This window comes from Streptosporangium carneum, assembly GCF_027922005.1.
Taxonomy (GTDB): Bacteria; Actinomycetota; Actinomycetes; order Streptosporangiales; family Streptosporangiaceae; genus Streptosporangium; species Streptosporangium carneum.
In genome coordinates this window covers 101,391-120,875 of record NZ_BSEV01000011.1, presented here as the reverse complement: position 1 = coordinate 120,875, position 19,485 = coordinate 101,391, and the positions used below count along the sequence as shown (strand labels likewise).

Genomic DNA, 19,485 nt, shown 5'->3' with positions numbered 1-19,485 from the left:
GGACTCGTCACGGCTCGCGGGATCCCCTCAGACCTCCCGCCCCACGCGAAGATCATCACGAGGGGCGGTGATCCTTCAGGACACGGCCTGGGCATGCTTGATCCGTCAGACCACCCGTACGGCCAAGCCCATATCGAGCGGATCAGGCGCTCCATAACATCACTACCGCAACGACACGAAGGAGAAAGATCACGGCGAACGCCAGCGACCCCCGCGCCACATCCATGGGGGCGGGACAGCCTGCCTCGCGCGCCATTCGGAATCGTGCCGGGCGTGGAATAGTTTAGGGAGTGAAGCAAGCGGGATGGGGAGTCGTGGCGGATATACGAATCGAGTGGCCGGACCCAGAGGGCCAGGAGATCGTGGAGCGTCTGTTCGCCGTGGCGGTGGCCCTACGCGTGCACTTCGAGGAGACCGCCGCCGACGCCGGGCTCACCGTCCCACAGGCTCACACGCTGATCCATCTCCAGGAGCCCCAGCGCATGGGGGAGGTGGCCGCGCATCTGCGCTGCGAGCCGTCCCACGTGACCGCGATCGCCGACTCCCTCGAACGGTGTGGCTTCCTGCGGCGGGAACCAGACCCGGAGGACCGTAGGGCCAAGCGGCTTCTCCTCACAAGTCGCGGACAGCAGCTCAGGGATCGCCTCCTGGCCCGCCTGTTCGAACGGGCGCCGATCATCTCGGTGCTCGAGGCCGACCAGCGGACCGAGTTGCTGTCGCTCCTGCGTACGGCTCAGTCAGTGGCCGGTCCCGACATCCGGCGCTGAACCTCTGAGGGCGGCCCAGAGGGTTTCCCCTCTCCCTGCTCTCCCTGCCCGCTTCTGCCAGCTCGACGCCGCCGGCGAACCCGAGGCGGCCGACGCCGCGTAGGCGGGTGTCCTCGCCGACCGCCCCCCACCCGGAACACGCGCTCGCCATGGCCGCCGTAAACCGCCCGCGTCACCGTTCGGCTCGACGGCGGGCCCCGGCGTGCGTCCGCGTCGCTTGACCACGATGTTCGGCCCCACCGCATGGCGAACGCCATGGGGGATTCCGCCGGCAGCGCCACCGGCGGCAGAGCGCTGCTTCGCAGCCGTCGCCTCACCGGCCCCGCGCCGAGCCGTATCACTGCTGACCGCCCTCGATGGGCCCCTTGCTGGCGCGCCAGAAATAACTTCTGATAGAAAACAGTTCAATCACTGAAGTAATTCACCGCGAGGAGACCGCGACCATGTTCATCGCCACCGCCGTCCTGTCCGTCCTGCTGGCCCTCGCCTTTGCCGGAGCCGGCTTCCCGAAGGTCTCCGGCAAGGACGACATGGCGGCTCAGCTCGGCAGACTCGGGGTGCCTACCGGGCTCATGCGCGTCATCGGCGCACTGGAGATCGTCGGAGCCGTCGGCCTGCTCGTCGGGTTGTGGGTCGGGGTGCTCGGCGTCGCGGCCGCGGCCGGCCTGGCACTCCTCATGGCCGGCGCCGTCGCCACTCACCTCAAGGCTCGCGACACCCCCAAGGACAGCCTGCCGTCACTGGTTCTGCTGGTGCTCAGCGCGGTCACGGCCGCCCTCGGCCTGGCCGCCCTCTAAAGCACGAAGTCACCGGGCCTGTCACGCAACATGATCAATGAAAGGTCCCCTGATGCCCACCCCTCCCACGACCGAGACCGATCTCCCGATCGACACCCTCTTCGCACGACCCGCGACCGAAGAGCAGCTCCACCGAACTGCGGCAGCCCACCATCCCCGGTTCTCACCCCCCGCCCCGGCGTCGCGAAAGAGACATCGGTGACTATGAGGCGAAGCGCACGTCCGGAGGTGACTCGGGGTGGCCGCTGAGCCGATGGGGCTGGGGCGGCTGTTGTCCGGTCAGTTGCGGGGGACGGATTCGGCGGCGGTTTTGAGGTCGTTGAGCCAGGTTTCAAGGCCCATGTCTGAATTGGGGTCAGCTTGGGGGCCGGTGTGGCTTTCTTCGGTGCGGACGAGGATGCCGCCGGGGACTTTGATGAAATTCCAGACATGGATGCCGTCGATGTGGAATCCGGCGCCGTCGGCAGGTCCGGTCCAGCGGATGCACTTGCCGTACTGGAGTTGCCGGACAGTGGAGGTGATGACCACCGCGGGGGGCGGGAGCGGGGGGTTGGAAGGTAGGTGAATGGTCGCCCGGAACCGTGAGTGCTTGCGCAGTGGGCCCGAGTCGAGGCGCTTCACGGTCATGGGGGCGGCGGGCTTCTGCCAGGAGGGCCAGCCTTCCACGTCGGTCTGCAGATCCCAGACCGTGCGGAGCGGCGCCTGAATGAAGATCTCGGCCCGGTGGCGGGCTTCGGCGGCTGGGTCGACACCTTTGCCCTGGCAGGTCAGTGAGGCCGGACTGGTGCCGTGATCGGGGGTGACGGCCTGGGCGGGCGCGGCAGCGGCGCCGAGGACACCGGCGACAGCCAGTGGGACCGCGAGCAGGGCAGCACGCGCGCCGGTCCGGCGACGAGGGGTTCGCGAGGTGGTCGAGCGAGTACCGAACATTCTTCTCCCCTGTTCATCGACCGGTCCGGCCGGTCGAGTTAGCATCACTAGCGATAGTTAGACCCTATAACGAGATGCGGTGAGCATCAACAGGAGAAGTGAGAAGCTGTAACTGGCGTGAGTGGTTCTGCCGAAGCTACATCCATGCGGTTCCAGCGCGAGGTCAGGTGTGTGACGGCAGCGCTGACGGCGACGTCCCCGAACTGCTGCAGTTGATCCCGCTCGGCGACCTCAGTCTTGAGCGAGGTGGAAGCCGTACCGCAGAGCCGTTGATCGTGCTGACAAGACAGAGGTCCACGGCCCGAAGCGAGCCCGGCTGTACGGCTTCCGATTTCCTTTGCCGGATCGGATCACGGGCCTTTCTGGTGCACCACATGAACTGGCACGCTGTAGAAATGGCCGAGAAGGACACAGCGACCTCACCCAGGCGACCAAGACGAACTTCGCGTAACAGAACGTTGGTCATGTCCGCCGTCGCTGCAGGCGTACTGCTCGTCTGTGGTCTGTTCGTCCTCAACCGCGACGACTCCCAGCAGGTAGACCTGTCTGCAGTGTTGGCTCAGCTACGTTCAGGAAAAACATGGAGCGCCAAGGTCATAGAAGACGAACGGCAAATCGAAATCACCACCGCGGACAAGAAGCACTTTCACGCCTACTGGAGGACCGACAGCCATAGGGAAGAGCTCGTCAAGGAGCTCAGGAAGGCCGAGTTTCCCGGCGGTTACTCGGTTGAGGTTCCCGTGAACCGACAGTGACACCGCCGTCATCGACCGCATGGTTCTGCCCGAAAGCTTTCATCGAGCCAAGGTCCGACGCATCCCTCGCGATCGCCCGGCGGCGGCTGGTCGTCGTACGAGGCTGGAGGCGGTCGACGGTCTCGGGGCTTCGTGCCTCAGCCCCGCCGCCCACCAGGCATCGACGTCGTACTTCGGGGTGCGGCACAGGGCATGCGGAGCCGTTCAGGATGGACCGTACATGTCCTCCGACCCGCATGGAACGGTCCGGAGCGGCCTGAGGGCGATCTTCTAATCCGTAGGCTCCGGGTTCGAGTCCCAGGCGCTCTATTCCGACGAACCGGGCAGACTCTCTATTTCGCGATCGGAAAGCCCGCCCCGGGTTACAACGGCTGCCGTCAGGCATCGAATAACGCCCGTCCCATTCGGCTCGCCGCCTCGATCGCCAACGTCTCCGTGACATGTGTGCGGCCAGGGCGATCGTCCGCCGACCGGCCGCGCTCTTGGCCGGTCAGCTCGCTCAGGCGGATGCGTCCCGGGTGCGGTGGGAGGTGAACGCGCAAATGGTCCTCATGCGATCTGCGGGTCGCCGGCCGGATTTCTTTAAAGTATGCACCTCGGAGGGATCTGTGATCGCGGCGGGCTGTACTAGATTTCCTGCCATGTCGATTGCCAGCATTCCCAGTCCCCCCGAAGGGGTCTGGTATTTGGGACCGTTGCCCATCCGCGGTTACACGATCTGCATCATGCTCGGTGTCGTGGCGGCCGTCGTCGTCGCCGAGCGCCGCTGGCGGAATCGCGGTGGGGCGCCGGGAACCATGCTGGACCTGGCAACGTGGGGGATCCCGTTCGGCATCGTGGGTGCGCGGCTGTACCACGTCATCACCGACTGGCAGCTGTACTTCGGGCCTGACGCCCCGCACCGGCCGATCGACGCGATCCTGGTCTGGGGCGACTCCGGACCGGGCTGGCGCGGTCTGAGCGTCTGGGGCGCCGTCGCCCTGGGCGGGGTGGGCGTGTGGATCGCCTGTCGTCGCCGGGGCATCGCCCTGAGCGCGGTCGCCGACACCGTGGCCCCGGCCGTCGCCATCGGTCAGGCCATCGGCCGGTGGTGCAACTATTTCAACCAGGAGCTGTTCGGCGGCCCGACCGACCTGCCCTGGGGCCTGGTCATCGAGGCGGGCCGCCCGGGGACCGTGGCGGGCGTCGCCACCTATCACCCCACGTTCCTCTACGAGTCGCTGTGGAACGTGGGCCTGGCGCTGGCACTGATCTGGATCGGCGGTCGCTTCGCGCTGCGGCACGGTCGGCTCTTCGCCCTGTATGTGGCGGGCTATACCGCGGGCCGGTTCTGGATCGAGGGCCTGCGCGTCGACCCGGCCAACGAGATCCTCGGGATGCGGCTGAACCAGTGGACATCGGCCGTTCTGTTCCTGGGCGCGATGACCTATGTCTACCTGACCCGGAACAAGAGGTCCAAGGAGTCTCTGGGCGATGAACGGGTTCCCGTCGAGGTGAAGTGACCCCACAAGACGGCGCCGCCTGCACCCGGCGGGCCCTGCCGCCGGGTGGGACGACGGCGGGATGATCAGACAGGGCGGTTGCGGGGGAGTTGGGGCAGGACACCGGACCAGGCTCAGCGCGTCCCCTTCGCGGTCCGGCTGAAGTGGTTGGGGCCTGAGCAGGACGGCTACAGCTGACGGCCGGCGAAGAGCTCCAGGTGAAAGCAGTTCGGACAGCGACGGGCGTCCACCTGCCATTTGGGGCGGCCCCACAGCTTGACTCCGCCGAACACTCCCCGCTCCAGCTCACCTTCCACCCATACGGCAAAGCCGGGCGTCTGTGCTTGGGCGTCGGAGACGAAGCCGGGCTCCAGCCCCTCGTGGCCGCACTGGGTGCACTTTCCGTCGGACATTGGATGATCATAAGGACAGGCAGGGTCTCTCGGCTATACCGTCCCACGGCTCATGGAAGCCGCATGCGTGCCGACGGTGTCGGTGTGACGGCCGGGCTCGTATCCCTTTGAGCGGACAGCCCGCGGTCGTGTTTCCCGTTCTCGCCGGAGGACCTGGTGGCGATCGGGCGGGACGCGGAGTGCCCGGCGCCGGCCGGGGTGGTCAGCCGACACGGCCGAACAGTGGGCGCCGCTGGACGATCACCTCTCCACGATGGGCCCCACGAGCATCGGGCGGGTGAGCATGTCGGGCGTGAACGACACTCCGGTGACCTTCGCCGCCAGGGCGAAGGCTCTTGGCACGGCGGTGGAGTAGTTGTCCTCCCATGCGGCGTCCCACGCGGCTTCGCCCTCCGGTTCGTCCAGCCCCATGCCCAGTTCGCGCATGAAGCCGTTGAGCCGGTCGGAGGCTGAGCCGTAACGTTCGTACGGGTGCCGCAGCCGGTAGCCGGTGACGACCGTGCCGTCGATCGCGTACTCGAAGCTGTGCTCGGCGGCGTAGTCGTGCCGGGTGACCGCCAGCACCTCACAACCCCGCGACAGCTCGGTCACCACCTCGTGGAGCGTGGCCATCCAGCCGTGGGGCTCGACGGCCACGCACCACTCACCGGCCTGGAAGACGCCCACGTGGCCGCCGCCGTCTCCGCCGCCCGTCTCGGTGACGAACTCGTAGGCCTTGTCGTCGAGTCCACCGAAGTCCGACTCCTGGCCGGAGTCCTCACCGCGGCTGAAGCGGCGCACCACCTCCGCTGGGGCAAGTCCACGGAAGAAGGCCACACTGAAGATCGTGCCCAGTGCGCCGCCGCCCGAGCTCTCGGACACGTTGAGCCACTGGAACGGGGCCAGGGGATCCGTGGTTGTCATGCGGGACATGGTGGCAGGCCGTACCGACAGGAGGCCGAGATCGGCTGCCACCGAGGCCCCGGCCGCGCCACGCGGGCAGGAGCACGCCCATCAGGGTCGTGATCCCGCCCCGAGCGCTCGTCGGCGCTTGTCAGACACCCGCTACTTGTTGACGTACTTGTATAGGTAGCCGGCGGCCTTCTTGAGCTGGGCGGACGTGCCGTCGCCGGTGCGGTGCCGTTCGGCGACGCCGAGGGCCTTCGTCAGCGTGGTGCTGCCGTGGACCTTGGTGGAGCCGTTGTGGACGCCGTGGGCGTAGTTGAGCCAGGCGGCCAGCAGTTCACGGTCGAGCAGAGCCTTGGCGGTCCTGCTCTTGGGGGCGAGGACCTTGTAGGCCTTGCCGAGGGAGCCGGTGTCGGTCACCTCGGGGAAGACCTTGCTGCCGTTCTGCGCGAGCGACAGGTAGCAGACGAGGGTCCTGTCGTCCAGCGTCCCCTTTCCGCGGAGCATCTCGGTCGCCCACCGCCTGGCGTTCAGCGGCTTGGCCCCCTTGCCCCGCTTGCACGTGTCCGGGACCGGCAGGGGGTCGGTGACCGTGCCGAGGTCGCCGGGGTCGGACGTCCGGGTCGGCGTCGACGTGGCCGTGGCGGTCGGCGTGGCCGTCGGAGTCGCGGTCGGGGTGGGAGACGGGGTCGGCAGGGGCGGGAGCGCGGCGACGAGGTCGATCCGCTTGGTGGTCACCGTGGCGTCGCCGCTGGGGTAGGTGATGCTTTTGCCGGTGGTCTGCAGCTTCTCGACGAGCTTCTCGCCGGGCAGCTTCGGGTACGCCTGCCGGAGCAGTGCCAGGGCCCCCGCGACGTGGGGCGCGGCCATGGAGGTGCCGCCCAGAACGCCGTAGGTGTTGCCGGGCATGGCGGAGTCGATGGCCACGCCGGGTGCGAAGAGGTCGAGCAGGGGGCCGCGGTTGCCGAGGGGAGCGGGGGTGTCGTGGTCGTCGGTCGCGCCGACGGTGACCGCCGCGGGGATGCAGCCGGGGTTGACGACGCCGTCCGCGTGCCCGTTGTTGCCCGAGGAGATGACGGTGCTCACACCGAACTGCGTGAGCCAGAGGATCTCCGGCTCGAGGGCGGCGCCGCTGCAGGGGAACGTGTACTTCGGACCGCCGCCGAGGCTCATGTTGACCGCCACGACCTTCAGCCCCGCGTGCACCTCGTCGACGTACTGCAGCGCGCGCTTCTGGTCGGAGGTGAAGCTGAGAAGGCAGGGCGTGGAGGTGCCCAGTTCCGCGCAGACGGGGCCGTTGAACCGGGTGAACACCTGGATCGGCAGGATGCCCGCTCCCGGTGCGACACCGTTGGAGGGCGCGTTCTGGACCTTCTTCCCGGCCGCGATGCCCGCGACGTGCGTGCCGTGGTAGCACTTGACCACGCCGCCCACGACGCACTGCGCGGTTTCGGCGTCGGCCGCGCCGGCTCCGGTCTGGGTCGTCTGGCCGTTGGGGCACAACGAGACGGCCTGGTAGTCAGGGTCGAAGTCGGTGGTGGAGAAGCAGGCCTCGCCCACGATCCGCCCGGCGAAGAACGGGTGGTCCCGGTCGATGCCGGTGTCGATGATCGCGATGGTGGAGCCCTTGCCGGTCCAGCCCGCCTGGTTGGCCCTGTCCGAACCGATCAGCTTGGTGCTGACGTCGAGCGCCGGCTTGCTCAGCTCATCCTCGTAGATGGCCTTCACCCGGTCGTCGGTCTTGAGTTCGGCGAGGGTCGGCTTGTCGAGGGTGGCGACGATGAACCCGTCGGAGCCGGTCTTGCTGATGACGCTGGTCTTGCTCGAGGCCGCTTCGGCGGTCGTGGCCACGCCCGCGAGGCTCTGGCCGCGCTCGACCTCGATGATCGCGCGTACCTTCTCGCCTTTCTGCACCTCGGCTGCGAGGTTCTTGGCCACGACGGGGTCGTCGGTGGTCGCCTGAGCTGGTGATCCGACGGCCAGCGTGGCCGTCGCGGTGATGGCGAGCACAGCGGTGCTCGCCAGTAGAGACCGTAGTCTCACTGGTCCTCCGGGGGAGCGAACCGTCCTGAGCCGGACGGGCTGAGGAAGGGGGAACCGTCGGCGGGCAGAAGGGCTGACCTGCGGAAAAGCTCAGCTAATCGCCATATCCTTGCCGAAGTCCTGAGATATCCTCATGTTCAGTAAATGCGAAGATCAAGGGTAGCCAGTGATCACCGAGGTTGGCGAGAACGAAGTGTGACCGTTATCCGGCTTTTCGGACATCCGAAGCCGGGAGCGGGTCCACTGGATCCGTGACCCGCCTCGAACAGGAGGCGTCGGCGACCCTCGTCGACCAGCCGGCCGGACGTCTTCCGGCGAAGCGCCGACGCTGCCGGAAAAGGAGAAGCCCCGCCGCCTCCGGCGAGGGAGGCGACGGGGCGGGCGGGATCAGGTCAGGCGGCGGGGCGGGCGGGACCTGGTCAGGCGTCGTCGCGGACGGTGACCGTCAGTCCTCCTTCGACCGGAGCCTGGCCGGGCAGGCGGACCGAGAGCGTTCCCGTGTACTTCCCCGCCTCGCTGAAGGTCCGGTTGGACTTCGCGGTGAAGGCGTCGTTGATCCGCATGTCGGGAATGCTCGCCTCGCGGGTGGTCGTCAGCGTGACGTTCTCCCGCACACCGTCGCTCCAGACGACGGTCGCCACGAGCTCTCCGGACGCGACTCCGGGGGCGGTGACGGTCCAGGTGGCCCCGGCGGGCCGGCCGGTCCTGACGGTCACCGGGGCGCCGAGTGCCTCCATCCGCCAGGCCACGTCCGCGGTGGGGAAGAAGTTCGTCCCCTGGACCGTCAACCGGCCGCCGATCTTGGACAGGCGCGTCCTGAAGTCGGTGTAGTCGCGCTGTTCCTGCGGGGTCCATCCGGCCTCGGCCGTGGCGATGAGGCGGGGGAAGCTGTAGTACTGCGCCTGGCCGACGCGCCGGATGAACTCGCCCCACAGGGCCGTCTCGACGCCCAGCACGCTGGACTCCGCGATGCCGGGGATGAACGTCCCGGGGTTCCAGTTGTAGTGGCGGTCCAGCCCGCAGGCCCCGCCGCAGGCCCACGTGCCGCCCTGAGGCTGGCGGGGGTCCTGCTTCTGCGGCACGTAGGTGTTGGGCGCCGGGGAGAGGATCACCTTGGCGCCGCGGTTGTTCACCGCGTTGGCGACGGCCGTCCGGTTCCCGTTCCAGAACTGCACGACGGCCTTGTCCTGCGGGAGCTCGGTCCCGGCGTACTCGTTCCAGCCGACGACGGTCTTGCCGAGGGAAACGGCCTTCCGCGTGAACGCGTTGACCATCTTCGTGTAGTCGGCGTGGCTCGTGACGTGCGCCTCGTCCCCGCCGATGTGCAGGTACGGCCCGGGCGTCATCGCAGCGATCTCGGTGAGGACGTGCTCGGCGAACTCGTACGTCACGGCGCTGTTCGCGTCCAGCGACGAGTAGCCGACCGCGCCGGTGCCGTTGGCGGGCACGGTCGACTGTCCCGGCTGAGGCTTCGGCTGGGCGCCGGAGGTGTTGAGCTGCGGGATGGCGTGCAGCGCGGCGTTGGTGTGGCCGGGCAGGTCGATCTCGGGGATCACCGTCATGCCGTTCTCACCGGCGTAACGGACGATCTCGGCGTAGTCGGCCTTGGTGTAGTGGCCGGTGACGCCCGGCTCGGTGCCGCGCTCCGTCATCGCGGTGTCGCCGCTCACCTCGGTGAGCAGCCCGTAGTCGATGCCGGACGGGTTGCTCCGCGGGTCGTCCATCGCGATGCGCCATCCCTGGTCGTCGGTCAGGTGCAGATGGAGGCGGTTGACCTTGAACTGCGCCGCGGCGTCGATGTACGCCTTGACCTCGTTCAGCGGGTAGAAGCTGCGGGCGACGTCGAGCATCATCCCGCGGTGCGCGAAACGCGGGTAGTCGGTGATCGTCACCGCGGGGACCGTCCACGGGACGGCGACGACGGTGTCGGACTCGACCCACTGCGGGAACAGCTGGCGCAGCGTCTGCACACCGTTGAGCGCGCCGTTGGGTGTGGCCGCGCTGATGAGGACGCGACCGGCGCCGACGGTGAGCCCGTACCCCTCGGCCTCGTGGCCGCTGGGTCCCTTTCCGGGACCGACCTCGATGACGATCGGCGCGGGCCCTCCTCCCGCCTTAACGACGGGCAGGCGGTGCCCGGTCGACGGCCGGAGCACCCTGGCCAGGTACTCCGCCGGCGCCTGGGCGCCGTCTCCGACCGCGACGATGCGCGTGTTCCTGTGCAGGGTGTACGGCGTGCCGCCGGATTCCTGGACCGAGACCGGCTTTGGCGACAGGCCGAGCGTCGGAGCCGGCGGCGCGGGCGGAAGGTCCCAGATCTGGAACTCGGAGATGGAGTACCCATAGGTCGCCCAGCGTTGGCGGCCCTGCATCCGGACGAAGGAGACCGGGGTCGTGGACCGCACATCGATGACGTCGGTCCTGGGGCAGGTGTCGCGTCGCAGCGCGGCGACGTCGGTCCAGGCGGCGCCGTCGGTCGAGGTCTGCAGGACGAAGTCGCGGGCGCAGGCGTTGGGCCAGGTGATGGTGACGTGGTCGACGGTGGACGGCTCGGCCAGCTTGACCTGCACCCAGTTGTCGTCCTGGTACTTCGACGACCATCGGGTGCTCGTGTCGTCGTCGTTGACGTGCGCCGCGACGAAGGTGTCGCGGTCCAGTTCGACGCTGGAGGCGGTGGCCGTGCCGGTGAGGGCCAGATTGGCCGGCGCCGACGCGGTGACGCCCGCCACCGGCAGGGCAGGAGACGTGGACGCCTGCGCCATGCCCGCGGCCGATGAGATCAGCAGCGTCGCGGCCAGTGCGGTCGACAGGACGGTGGGGAGCGAGCGGCGTCTCGACCGCGAGATCGGACGGAACCGGGTCTCTGGCATGGGGCTCCTTTGCGATGTCCACTTTGCGATGTCCATCCGGCGTTGCCGGGCGTGTCTCGGACAGGGCTCTCGATAACGGAGAGTGTGGATCTCGCATCCCATTAGGTCAATACAGTTGACATAAATGGATGATTTCGATCAGCAGACGACCCGAAACCGAACCGGCGCGACCCCTCGAAGGGCACCCGGCCAGACGTGGCCGTCGCGAGCGGGGAGTCAGCCGCAGGTCCACACGGGACGCCCTCCGGGCCTGCGGCGACCCCTGAGCGTATTCCCCCTCTTGCCACCCCTTCCATCGCCCATTAACGTCAACTCTCAGGAATAAAGCTGATCGGAGACCACGTGACCACCCCACGCAATGTCCTGTTCTTGATGACCGACCAGCACCGGGTGGACACGCTCGGCTGCTACGGCAACCCGGTGGTGCGCACCCCGGCGCTGGACGACCTGGCCGCGCAGGGCGCCCGCTTCGACCGCTTCTACACGCCCACCGCGATCTGCACGCCCGCGCGGGCGTCGCTGTTCACCGGCCTGCACCCGTTCCGGCACGGCCTGCTGGTCAACCCCGAGCGCAACGGCGGCGCCCGCGACGAGGTCGCCGACGACCAACCGGTCCTGCCCACGCCACTGCTTGCGGCCGGGTACAACCTCGGCCACGTCGGGAAATGGCACATCGGCCGCGAGCGCGGACCTGAGTTCTACTCCATGGACGGCGAGCACCTGCCCGGTGCGCTCAACCCCTTCCACCACCCCTCCTACGAGCACTGGCTCAAGGAGAACGGCCACCCGCCCTTCGAGGTGCGCGAACCGGTCTTCGGCAAGGCCCCCAACGACTCCGGGCGCGGCCACCTGATCGCCGGGCGACTCCGGCAACCGGCCGAGGCGACCGTCGAGGCGTTCCTGACCGAGCGCACGCTGGAACTGCTGGAGCGCTACGCCGCCGACTTCCGTGACAGCGGTAAGCCCTTCATGCTCTCCTGCCACTTCTACGGCCCGCACCTGCCGTACCTGATCCCCGACGAGTACTACGACATGTACGACCCCGAGCAGGTGCCGCTGCCGGAGTCGATGGCCGAGACCTTCGCCGGCAAGCCCGACGTGCAGCGCCGCTACGCCGAGTACTGGTCGGCCGACCACTTCGACGCCGACGCCTGGCGCAAGCTGATCGCGGTCTACTGGGGCTACGTCACGATGATCGACGACCAGGTCGGCCGGATGCTCGGCGCGCTGCGCGAGCACGGACTCTGGGACGACACCTCCGTGATCTTCACCGCCGACCACGGCGAGTTCACCGGCGCCCACCGGCTCAACGACAAGGGCCCGGCGATGTACGAGGACATCTATCGTATTCCCGGCATCGTCCGCGTCCCCGGCACCGAACCCGGGATCGTCGACGAGTTCACCACGCTGATCGACCTCAACCCGACGATCCTGGAGCTGGCCGGGCTGCCGCCGCAGGAGCCCTGCGACGGCGAGAGCGTGCTCCCGCTGGTGGCCGGCGAGCCGGTGGACTGGCGGACCGAGGTGGTCGCCGAGTTCCACGGCCACCACTTCCCCTACTCTCAGCGCATGCTCCGGGACCACCGCCACAAGCTGGTGTTCAACCCCGAGAGCGTGCACGAGCTGTACGACCTGGAGAGCGACCCGCACGAGCTGCACAACGTCTACACCGCCCCCGCCTACGCGGCTGTGCGACGCGACCTCACCGTGCGGCTCTACCGCGAGTTGCTGCGCCGCGGCGACCCGGCCTACACCTGGATGAGTTACATGGCCGACATCGGCGAGGGCCGCGCTCCCGACGTCGACGGCGTCGCCGACCAGGTCACCTGAGGCGACCGGCGCTCCGTCCACCACCAACCCACCCCCCTCGAAAGGACCTCCCATGAGGCGTCCTCGCAGGCTGGCCGCGGCCTTCACCGCAGCGCTGGCCCTTCTTCTCTCCGCCGCCTGCGGCTCCTCCGGCAACGAGACGGGCGCCGCGGAACCGAAGACGGTGAGGTTCGGCTACATCGCCGACTTCTCCGGCGCCGCCGTGCTGGCCACGGCCGACAAGCAGGGCCTGTGGGCCAAGCACGGCCTGGAGCCCGACCTGAAGGTCTTCACCAACGGGCCGCTGCAGATCCAGGCACTCGGCTCGGGCGACATCGACTTCGGCTACATCGGCTCCGGCGCGACCTGGCTGCCGGCCAGCGGCAAGGCGAAGATCATCGCGCCGAACATGCTCGGCCAGGCCGACCGGATCATCACCCACGCCGACTCCGGGATCACGTCCGTCGCCGCGCTGAAGGGCAAGAAGATCGGCGTGCCCGAGGGCACCTCAGGCGACATGATCCTGCAGCTCGCGCTCAAGGAGGCCGGCCTGACCGCCAAGGACGTCCAGAAGGTCAACATGGACCCGAGCACGGTGGTCACCGCGTTCTCCGCCAAGCAGATCGACGCCGCGGCCATCTGGTACCCACTGATCGACACGATCAAGAAGAACGCCCCCGACCTGGTGGAACTGACCAAGAGCGCGGACTACTACCCGCGGCTCAGCTTCCCCAGTTCCTTCGTGGCCCGCAACGAGCTGGTCGCCGACGACGCCGCGACGGTGACCAAGGTGCTCAAGGTCATTCAGGAGGCCAACGACTGGATCGCGGCGAACACCGCCGAGGCCGAGACGCTGACCGCCACGTTCCTGAAGGCCCCGGCCGAGCAGTTCAAGGGCGCCTCCGCGGTCACGAAGATCCTGCCCACCGCCGAGCTGGTCAAGTTGACCGAGGACGGGTCGGTCGCCGGCTGGTACAAGGGCCTGGCCGACATCTTCGTCGTCATGGGCAAGCTGACCGAGTCTCCGGACCCCGCCGCCTACTACACCGCCGACCTGTACAAGTCGGCGTCCTCACGATGATCCCGGGGGACCGCGAGCCGCATCCGGCGAAGCGGTCGCCCGCCACAGTGCTCTGAGCGGTGTTCTGAACGGTGCTCTGAACAGTGCTCTGAACAGTGCTTTGACCACAGTGCTCTGGCACGGCGGAGGGCCGGACGGACAGGGGTGCGCCCTGTCCGTCCGGCCCTCCGTCATGGGAGCGGGACGTGCGGCGAGAACGCGGCCCTTCGCAGGGAACGCTCTTCCACGGAGCGGGGATACGCGCGATCGACGGCACATCAGCGGATCGGACGTACGAAGACGCGGCGGGCCCACCGGTCCCGGTGAAGACATACGAAAACGCGACAGACCCACCAGTTCCGGTGAAGGCGTACGAAGACGCGACAGACCCACCGGTCCCGGTGAAGGCGTACGAAAACGCGGCGGGCCTACCGGTCCTGGCGAATCAAAGGACCGGTAGGCCCGCTGGTCGTGCGTGGAGCGGCCGCCCGGACGCGGTGCCGCCCGGTCAGGACCGGGCGGCACCGCGGGCAGTCGGTTCGGGTGCCGGGTGGCGCACCGCCATGTCCGCGCGTGCGCCCGGGTGACCCGCCAAGGCGGGCGGGGCGTCAGGCGACCGGCGCGGCCGGCGCCTGGTGGTAGACCGAGTGCCAGACCTCGTTGCGGATGCGCCCGAACTCGGGCGACAGCCGGATCTCCTCGGTCCGCGGATAGGGCAGGTCAACGTCGATGACCTTGTAGATCCGGCCGGGTCGCGCCGCCATGACGACCACCCGGTTGGCCAGGTAGACCGCCTCGTCGACATCGTGGGTGATGAACATGACGGTGCGGCGCTCCTGACTCCAGGTCCGCAGGAGCTGATCCTGCAGCTGCACACGGGTCAGCGCGTCCAGCGCTCCGAAGGGCTCGTCCATGAGCAGGACCTCGGGGTTCACCGCGTAGGCCCGGGCGATGGCGCAGCGCTGCTTCATGCCGCCGGACAGGGTCTTGGGCAGCGCGTCGGCGAAGTCGGTCAGGCCGACCAGCTCGATCGCCCGCTGGGCCCGCTCACGCCGCTCCTCGGGAGAGATCGGGGAGAGCTTGAGCCCGAACTCGACGTTCTTGCGTACGGTCAGCCAGGGAAAGAGGGCGTACTGCTGGAAGATCACGCCCCGGTCGGGGCCAGGCCCGGCGACCGGGCGTCCGTCGATGAGAATCTGGCCGGTGCCGGGTTCGACCAGCCCGGCCGCCATGCCCATCAGCGTGCTCTTGCCGCAGCCGGACGGCCCGACGACGGTTACGAACTCACGGTCGGCTATGTCCAGGGAGACGTCGCTGAGAGCGGCGAACTCCGTGTCCTTGAGCGCGAAGCTCTTCGACACGCCCTGGAAGGAGATCTTCTTACTGTTCATCGGCGTTCCTGCCATCCGGTGAGGCGACGCTCGGCCAGGAGCAGCAGGCGGTCCATGGCCAGTCCGAGCACGCCGATGCTGATCAGCCCGACGAAGATCGTCGGAAGGTCGTAGTAGAGCTGGGCCTGCTGCATCCGGTAGCCCAGCCCCTCCTGGGCGGCGATCAGTTCGGCGGCGACCAGGGTGCCCCACGCCGCGCCCAGACCGATGCGCATGCCGACGATGATGAACGGGGTGGAGGCCGGGACCACGACCTTGAGGAAGATGACCCGGTCGGAGGCGCCCAGCACCCGGGCGGCGTTGATCAACGTCTTGTCCACGTCCATCACCCCCTGGAAGGTCGCCACCACGCTGGACAGGAAGGCGGCCAGGAAGATGACGAAGACCTTGGGGGTCTCTCCGATGCCCATCAGCAGGATCGCCAGCGGGATGATCGCCAGCGGCGGGATGGTGCGGAAGAACTGGACGTAGGGCTCGATGAGGCCGCGGGCGGTGCCGTACCAGCCCATGAGGAAGCCGACCGGGACGGCGAGCGCGGTCCCCAGCGCGAAGCCGGTGAAGACCCGGCGCAGGCTGGCGAGGATGTCGGCCGGGAGGGTGCCGTCCGCGATCAGCTCGGCGCCTCGGACGGCCACCTCGACGGGACCGGAGAGCCCCTGGATGCCGGATCTGGAGAGCAGGGTCCAGATCCCGAGGCCCAGCACCACAGCGATCACGTTGAGGCCGATGCCGCGCACCGGCCTGCGCGTCCGGCGGCGTTCGGGGGTGGGGGTGGGAGTGTCGGGAACGGTCACGGCGGTCATGGCCGGCGGTCAATCGTCACTTGGAACATCCTCTTCGACAAGACGTGAGCTGCTGGGCACGGTCGGACACCGGGTCGGCGGCGGCTCCCGCGGCGGTACTGTCTGCGCAACAGGCCGGCAGCCGTTCTTCGTGCCCCCGGCACAGCTCGCCGACCCCCCTCCAGACGTTGCGACATGCCCGCCAGTGTGCTCAGAATCGCTGTTTTGGTCAACAGATCGACAAAAACAACTCATCAGGCTTGCTGGAGGTCTGCGGACACCGCGAGACCGGCAGTCGGAGGTAGGCGGCCGGTGACCACCGCTCCCTAGTGCGGCGGAGCGTCGGATCCCGGAACCTCGCGCCCGGCGATGTCTTCCATTTTTTCCGAGGCTCGGTCAAAATTATCTCACCGATGCCAGGACATGAACCCCGGCCGCCCCTCCGACGGGGACGGGACGACCACGGCGACGAGCCGGCGAGGGCTCCCGGCCGGTCGCCGGCGGGCCGGCGGTCGTCGCACGAGGAACCACGCCGTACACGATCACTGAGAAGGACGGGATGATCAGCTGCTGCTCCCCCGGCGGGGACCCCGCGCGGACACCTGTGACGGTCCCGGCGCCCGCGTACCGGATCGGCCTCGCCGACACCGTCGAGACGCCCCTGTCCCCGGCCCGCCGCCGCGACCCCGCGGAGACCGCGGAGAGCATGGTGACCGTCCCTGGCGGGACCTTCCTGATGGGCGGCGAGGACCCGGACGGCTGGGCGGCCGACGGCGAGGGACCGATCCGGGAGGTGACGCTGCGTCCGTTCCTGATCGACGCGACGTGCGTGACCAACGCGGAGTTCGCCGTGTTCGCCGAGGCCACCGGCTACCGGACGGAGGCCGAGCGGTTCGGCTGGTCCTACGTCTTCCACCGCCTCGCCGACCGCCGCCACGCCGTCGGCGGCCATGTGCCCGGCGCTCCGTGGTGGCTGGCGGTCGTCGGCGCGACCTGGCGTTCTCCCGAAGGGCCCGACTCCACCGTCGCCTCCCGGCAGGACCACCCCGTGGTCCACGTCTCCTGGAACGACGCCGCCGCCTACGCCGCCTGGGCGGGCAAGCGTCTGCCCACCGAGGCCGAGTGGGAGATGGCCGCCCGCGGCGGGCTGGCGCAGGCCCGCTACCCCTGGGGGAACGAGCTGACACCGGACGGCGAGCACCGGTGCAACATCTGGCAGGGCCGTTTCCCGCACGCCGACACCGCGGAGGACGGCTACGCCGGAACCGCTCCGGCCGACGCCTTCGCCCCCAACGGCTACGGCCTGCACAACACCTCGGGCAACGTCTGGGAGTGGTGCGCCGACCGGTGGAGCAACGACTGGCACGCGACCGAGTCGCCGCGGACCCGGATCGACCCGCAGGGCCCCGCGACGGGTACGGCCCGCGTGGTGCGAGGCGGCTCCTACCTGTGCCACGACTCCTACTGCAACCGCTACCGCGTGGCCGCCCGCACGGGCAACACCCCCGACTCGTCCACCGGCCACACCGGCTTCCGCTGCGCCGCCACCCCGCGATGAGCCTCCGCTCGACCGCGTGAGCCGAGCGGCGGTCAGGAAGTGGCGGACCGCAGATGCAGGGGAACCGAGGGCTCCTCGTGCAGCAGCAGAGCGATCGCGCCCATGGCCGAGGCGTTCGCACCGAGGTCGGCCGGCATCACCTTGATCCGCCGCGGCGACCTCGGCAGCGCCTGCCCGGATATCGCCGCGTCGATCGGGCCGAGAACCAGACTGCCCAGCGCGGCGAGCTCCCCGCCGACGACGACCTGCTCGGGATCGAGCTGCGTGACGGTGCCCGCCAGCACCCGGCCCAGGTCCGCCGCGGCGGCCGAGACGACCTCGCACACCTCCGCGACCCTGTCCTGGGCCGCGGCGACCAGGGCGTCGATGCCGGCCAGCGGGACGCCTCTGGCCGCGCAGGCCTCCAGCAGCGCCTGGCCTCCGACCCTGCCCTCCAGGCAACCGCGGCCCCCGCAGTGGCAGGGCAGCCCGCGGGGGTCGAGGGAGACGTGTCCGAGCTCCCCCGCCGCCCCGTGCGCTCCGCGCAGCAGCCTGCCTCCGCAGAGGAAACCGCCGCCCACCCCCACCGACCAGCGCACATAGACCATGTCGCGGACCAGCCTGGCCACCCCCCAGGTGGCCTCGGCCAGCGCCGCCAGTCTCGCGTTGTTGTCGACCATGACCTGCACGCCGAACTCCTCGGCGATCCGCCGGGTCATCGGCAGGTATCGGGCGGACACGGTCCCGGCGGGCAGGGTGGGCTCGCCGACGACGCCCACCAGCCCGATTCCCACCGACTTCAGCGCGTCCAGCCGTACTTCCCGCTCCTCCGCCACCCGGCGGACCAGCCGCATCGTGGCCTCGGTCAACTCCTCGACGCCTGCCCCCGCGGGGACGTTCTCCGTCTCGGTCGCGACGACCTGGTGCGCCATGTTCGCGATGGCCATCCGGATGCGTCCCCTGCCCAGATCAAGCCCCAGCAGGAGACCGGCGGCGGGGTTGAGGGCGACCAGCGACGCCGGACGTCCGCGCCCGCGCGGCCCGGTGGGCACCGCCTCGGTCTCGACCACGGCGCCACGCTCGATCAGATCCGAGATGATGGCGAACAGGGTCGTGCGAGACAGTCCCGTGTGCTGGGTGAGCTGTGCCCGGCTCAGCGCCCCCGCTGAACGCAGCGCGGCGAGGACGGCGTCCTCGTGCATCTGGCGGAGCCGCTGAAGTGCGTCGGCAGAGCTGGACATGGCACCATGATGATCCATTAGGGAAATTTGTCAACTTTCCGAGTTAAATACTAACACCGCAAAGCGGGTCGTCTCGGCGCGCTGATCTCGTTGTACTCGTTCCCCCCACCGTCCATCCGCCGACGGGCGGCAAGATTGATCAATGCTGTTTCACTTCGCGGTTCGCCCTTGCCGTTCGGCGTGGTGAACGTCCAGCCGGCGGCACGGTCCGGACGGTCGAGCGCGTGCTCGGCGCGGTCCGGCGCAGAGGAGGTCTCCGGTTGTACTGTGCGGGAAAGGAGGGAATGCGCCTTATGAGAGACGAGCACATCACGACCATCGGCAGATGTTACGCGTGCAAGCGCACCTTCGGTTTCATCCCCGCGACTGTCACCACCATCACGATCGACCCCGACACCGGTCTTCCTCCAGGCATGACCGTGTTGGGCACCCAACGCGAGCCGACAGCGGAGGCCCTGGCCAGATCGGTCGAGGAAACCGTCTGCCCCGACTGCGTGAACAGGGCGAGGCGGTTCGCGGAGAGCGCGCAGCCGTCCGCTCTCCAGTTCGAGACGTGGTCACGAGGCACCCCGGACGGCGACTGACGCGGAAACGTGAGCGGGGACGACGAACGCCTGCCGCCGCGCACCTACCGGATCATCGAGTTCCCCGCCACCAGGACAGCCCCTGTCCCCGTCCTCCCACCGTCAGCAGCCCCGCCGATCTGACCCGGTCCAGACCTGGG

The 19,485-nt window shown here is 68.9% G+C and carries 16 protein-coding genes; 8 read left to right on the top strand and 8 right to left on the bottom strand.

Translation table 11 applies throughout. The annotated features are described in order from the left end of the window. Positions 1-314: 314 nt before the first annotated feature. Positions 315-767, top strand: a complete 453-nt coding sequence (locus PKF00_RS23610) for a MarR family winged helix-turn-helix transcriptional regulator (protein ID WP_271219803.1) — start codon at positions 315-317, stop codon at positions 765-767. 443 nt (positions 768-1,210) lie between these two features. Further along, positions 1,211-1,564 (top strand): DoxX family protein, encoded by a 354-nt coding sequence (locus PKF00_RS23605; protein ID WP_271219802.1) that lies wholly within the window; start codon positions 1,211-1,213, stop codon positions 1,562-1,564. Positions 1,565-1,843: 279 nt separating this feature from the next. Here the strand turns inward: PKF00_RS23605 and PKF00_RS23600 are convergent, their stop codons facing one another. Continuing rightward, entirely contained in the window at positions 1,844-2,494 is a 651-nt protein-coding gene (locus PKF00_RS23600; protein ID WP_271219801.1) for an SRPBCC family protein, read from the bottom strand. Positions 2,495-2,958: 464 nt separating this feature from the next. Between PKF00_RS23600 and PKF00_RS23595 the strand changes: the two genes are divergently transcribed. Together PKF00_RS23595 and lgt are read left to right on the top strand one after the other, a co-directional pair. Further along, positions 2,959-3,249 (top strand): hypothetical protein, encoded by a 291-nt coding sequence (locus PKF00_RS23595; RefSeq protein WP_271219800.1) that lies wholly within the window; start codon positions 2,959-2,961, stop codon positions 3,247-3,249. 641 nt (positions 3,250-3,890) lie between these two features. Then, a complete protein-coding gene (gene lgt / locus PKF00_RS23590) occupies positions 3,891-4,751 on the top strand; it encodes a prolipoprotein diacylglyceryl transferase (protein WP_271219799.1) in 861 nt (286 codons plus the stop codon). Positions 4,752-4,918: 167 nt separating this feature from the next. Here the strand turns inward: lgt and PKF00_RS23585 are convergent, their stop codons facing one another. The 4 genes from PKF00_RS23585 to PKF00_RS23570 all read right to left on the bottom strand — a co-directional run bounded on the left by PKF00_RS23585 (position 4,919) and on the right by PKF00_RS23570 (position 10,941). Next, positions 4,919-5,143 (bottom strand): hypothetical protein, encoded by a 225-nt coding sequence (locus PKF00_RS23585; protein ID WP_271219798.1) that lies wholly within the window; start codon positions 5,141-5,143, stop codon positions 4,919-4,921. A gap of 240 nt (positions 5,144-5,383) precedes the next feature. Beyond that, the gene (locus PKF00_RS23580) at positions 5,384-6,046 is read right to left on the bottom strand and encodes a DUF6461 domain-containing protein (protein ID WP_271219797.1); all 663 of its coding nucleotides are present in this window, start codon (positions 6,044-6,046) and stop codon (positions 5,384-5,386) included. 141 nt (positions 6,047-6,187) lie between these two features. Then, positions 6,188-8,071 carry a S8 family peptidase gene (locus PKF00_RS23575; protein WP_271219796.1) on the bottom strand — a complete coding sequence of 628 codons (1,884 nt, stop codon included), beginning with the start codon at positions 8,069-8,071 and terminating at the stop codon, positions 6,188-6,190. 419 nt (positions 8,072-8,490) lie between these two features. Next, positions 8,491-10,941 carry a family 20 glycosylhydrolase gene (locus PKF00_RS23570; RefSeq protein WP_271219795.1) on the bottom strand — a complete coding sequence of 817 codons (2,451 nt, stop codon included), beginning with the start codon at positions 10,939-10,941 and terminating at the stop codon, positions 8,491-8,493. Between the two features lie 342 nt (positions 10,942-11,283). On the opposite strand from PKF00_RS23570, the gene PKF00_RS23565 reads away from it, so the two are divergent. Further along, the gene (locus tag PKF00_RS23565) at positions 11,284-12,771 is read left to right on the top strand and encodes a sulfatase family protein (protein WP_271219794.1); all 1,488 of its coding nucleotides are present in this window, start codon (positions 11,284-11,286) and stop codon (positions 12,769-12,771) included. A gap of 52 nt (positions 12,772-12,823) precedes the next feature. Next, on the top strand, positions 12,824-13,831 hold the full coding sequence (locus tag PKF00_RS23560; RefSeq protein WP_271219793.1) for an aliphatic sulfonate ABC transporter substrate-binding protein: 1,008 nt from the start codon (positions 12,824-12,826) through the stop codon (positions 13,829-13,831). Positions 13,832-14,418: 587 nt separating this feature from the next. Here the strand turns inward: PKF00_RS23560 and PKF00_RS23555 are convergent. After that, positions 14,419-15,201, bottom strand: a complete 783-nt coding sequence (locus PKF00_RS23555; RefSeq protein WP_271219792.1) for an ABC transporter ATP-binding protein — start codon at positions 15,199-15,201, stop codon at positions 14,419-14,421. Next, positions 15,198-16,004: an ABC transporter permease gene (locus PKF00_RS23550; RefSeq protein ID WP_271219791.1), complete on the bottom strand. Its 807-nt coding sequence runs from the start codon at positions 16,002-16,004 to the stop codon at positions 15,198-15,200. Before PKF00_RS23550 ends, PKF00_RS23555 begins: the two co-directional genes overlap by 4 nt. A 583-nt stretch (positions 16,005-16,587) precedes the next feature. Between PKF00_RS23550 and PKF00_RS23545 the strand changes: the two genes are divergently transcribed. Then, positions 16,588-17,541: a formylglycine-generating enzyme family protein gene (locus PKF00_RS23545; protein WP_309298430.1), complete on the top strand. Its 954-nt coding sequence runs from the start codon at positions 16,588-16,590 to the stop codon at positions 17,539-17,541. A 32-nt stretch (positions 17,542-17,573) separates the two neighbouring features. Here the strand turns inward: PKF00_RS23545 and PKF00_RS23540 are convergent, their stop codons facing one another. Continuing rightward, positions 17,574-18,761 carry an ROK family protein gene (locus tag PKF00_RS23540; protein ID WP_271219790.1) on the bottom strand — a complete coding sequence of 396 codons (1,188 nt, stop codon included), beginning with the start codon at positions 18,759-18,761 and terminating at the stop codon, positions 17,574-17,576. Between the two features lie 293 nt (positions 18,762-19,054). Here PKF00_RS23540 and PKF00_RS23535 point away from each other — a divergent pair, with 293 nt between their 5' ends. Continuing rightward, a complete protein-coding gene (locus PKF00_RS23535) occupies positions 19,055-19,345 on the top strand; it encodes a hypothetical protein (RefSeq protein ID WP_271219789.1) in 291 nt (96 codons plus the stop codon). The last annotated feature ends 140 nt before the right edge of the window (positions 19,346-19,485 follow it).

What these genes read in the sequence shown, in the direction of transcription:
- PKF00_RS23605 (WP_271219802.1), top strand. Translation starts at nt 1,211, where the DNA reads ATGTTCATCGCCACCGCCGTCCTGTCCGTCCTGCTGGCCCTCGCCTTT.
- PKF00_RS23600 (WP_271219801.1), bottom strand. Translation starts at nt 2,494, where the DNA reads ATGTTCGGTACTCGCTCGACCACCTCGCGAACCCCTCGTCGCCGGACC.
- PKF00_RS23595 (WP_271219800.1), top strand. Translation starts at nt 2,959, where the DNA reads ATGTCCGCCGTCGCTGCAGGCGTACTGCTCGTCTGTGGTCTGTTCGTC.
- lgt (WP_271219799.1), top strand. Translation starts at nt 3,891, where the DNA reads ATGTCGATTGCCAGCATTCCCAGTCCCCCCGAAGGGGTCTGGTATTTG.
- PKF00_RS23585 (WP_271219798.1), bottom strand. Translation starts at nt 5,143, where the DNA reads ATGTCCGACGGAAAGTGCACCCAGTGCGGCCACGAGGGGCTGGAGCCC.
- PKF00_RS23580 (WP_271219797.1), bottom strand. Translation starts at nt 6,046, where the DNA reads ATGACAACCACGGATCCCCTGGCCCCGTTCCAGTGGCTCAACGTGTCC.
- PKF00_RS23570 (WP_271219795.1), bottom strand. Translation starts at nt 10,941, where the DNA reads ATGCCAGAGACCCGGTTCCGTCCGATCTCGCGGTCGAGACGCCGCTCG.
- PKF00_RS23560 (WP_271219793.1), top strand. Translation starts at nt 12,824, where the DNA reads ATGAGGCGTCCTCGCAGGCTGGCCGCGGCCTTCACCGCAGCGCTGGCC.
- PKF00_RS23555 (WP_271219792.1), bottom strand. Translation starts at nt 15,201, where the DNA reads ATGAACAGTAAGAAGATCTCCTTCCAGGGCGTGTCGAAGAGCTTCGCG.
- PKF00_RS23550 (WP_271219791.1), bottom strand. Translation starts at nt 16,004, where the DNA reads ATGACCGCCGTGACCGTTCCCGACACTCCCACCCCCACCCCCGAACGC.
- PKF00_RS23540 (WP_271219790.1), bottom strand. Translation starts at nt 18,761, where the DNA reads ATGTCCAGCTCTGCCGACGCACTTCAGCGGCTCCGCCAGATGCACGAG.
- PKF00_RS23535 (WP_271219789.1), top strand. Translation starts at nt 19,055, where the DNA reads ATGAGAGACGAGCACATCACGACCATCGGCAGATGTTACGCGTGCAAG.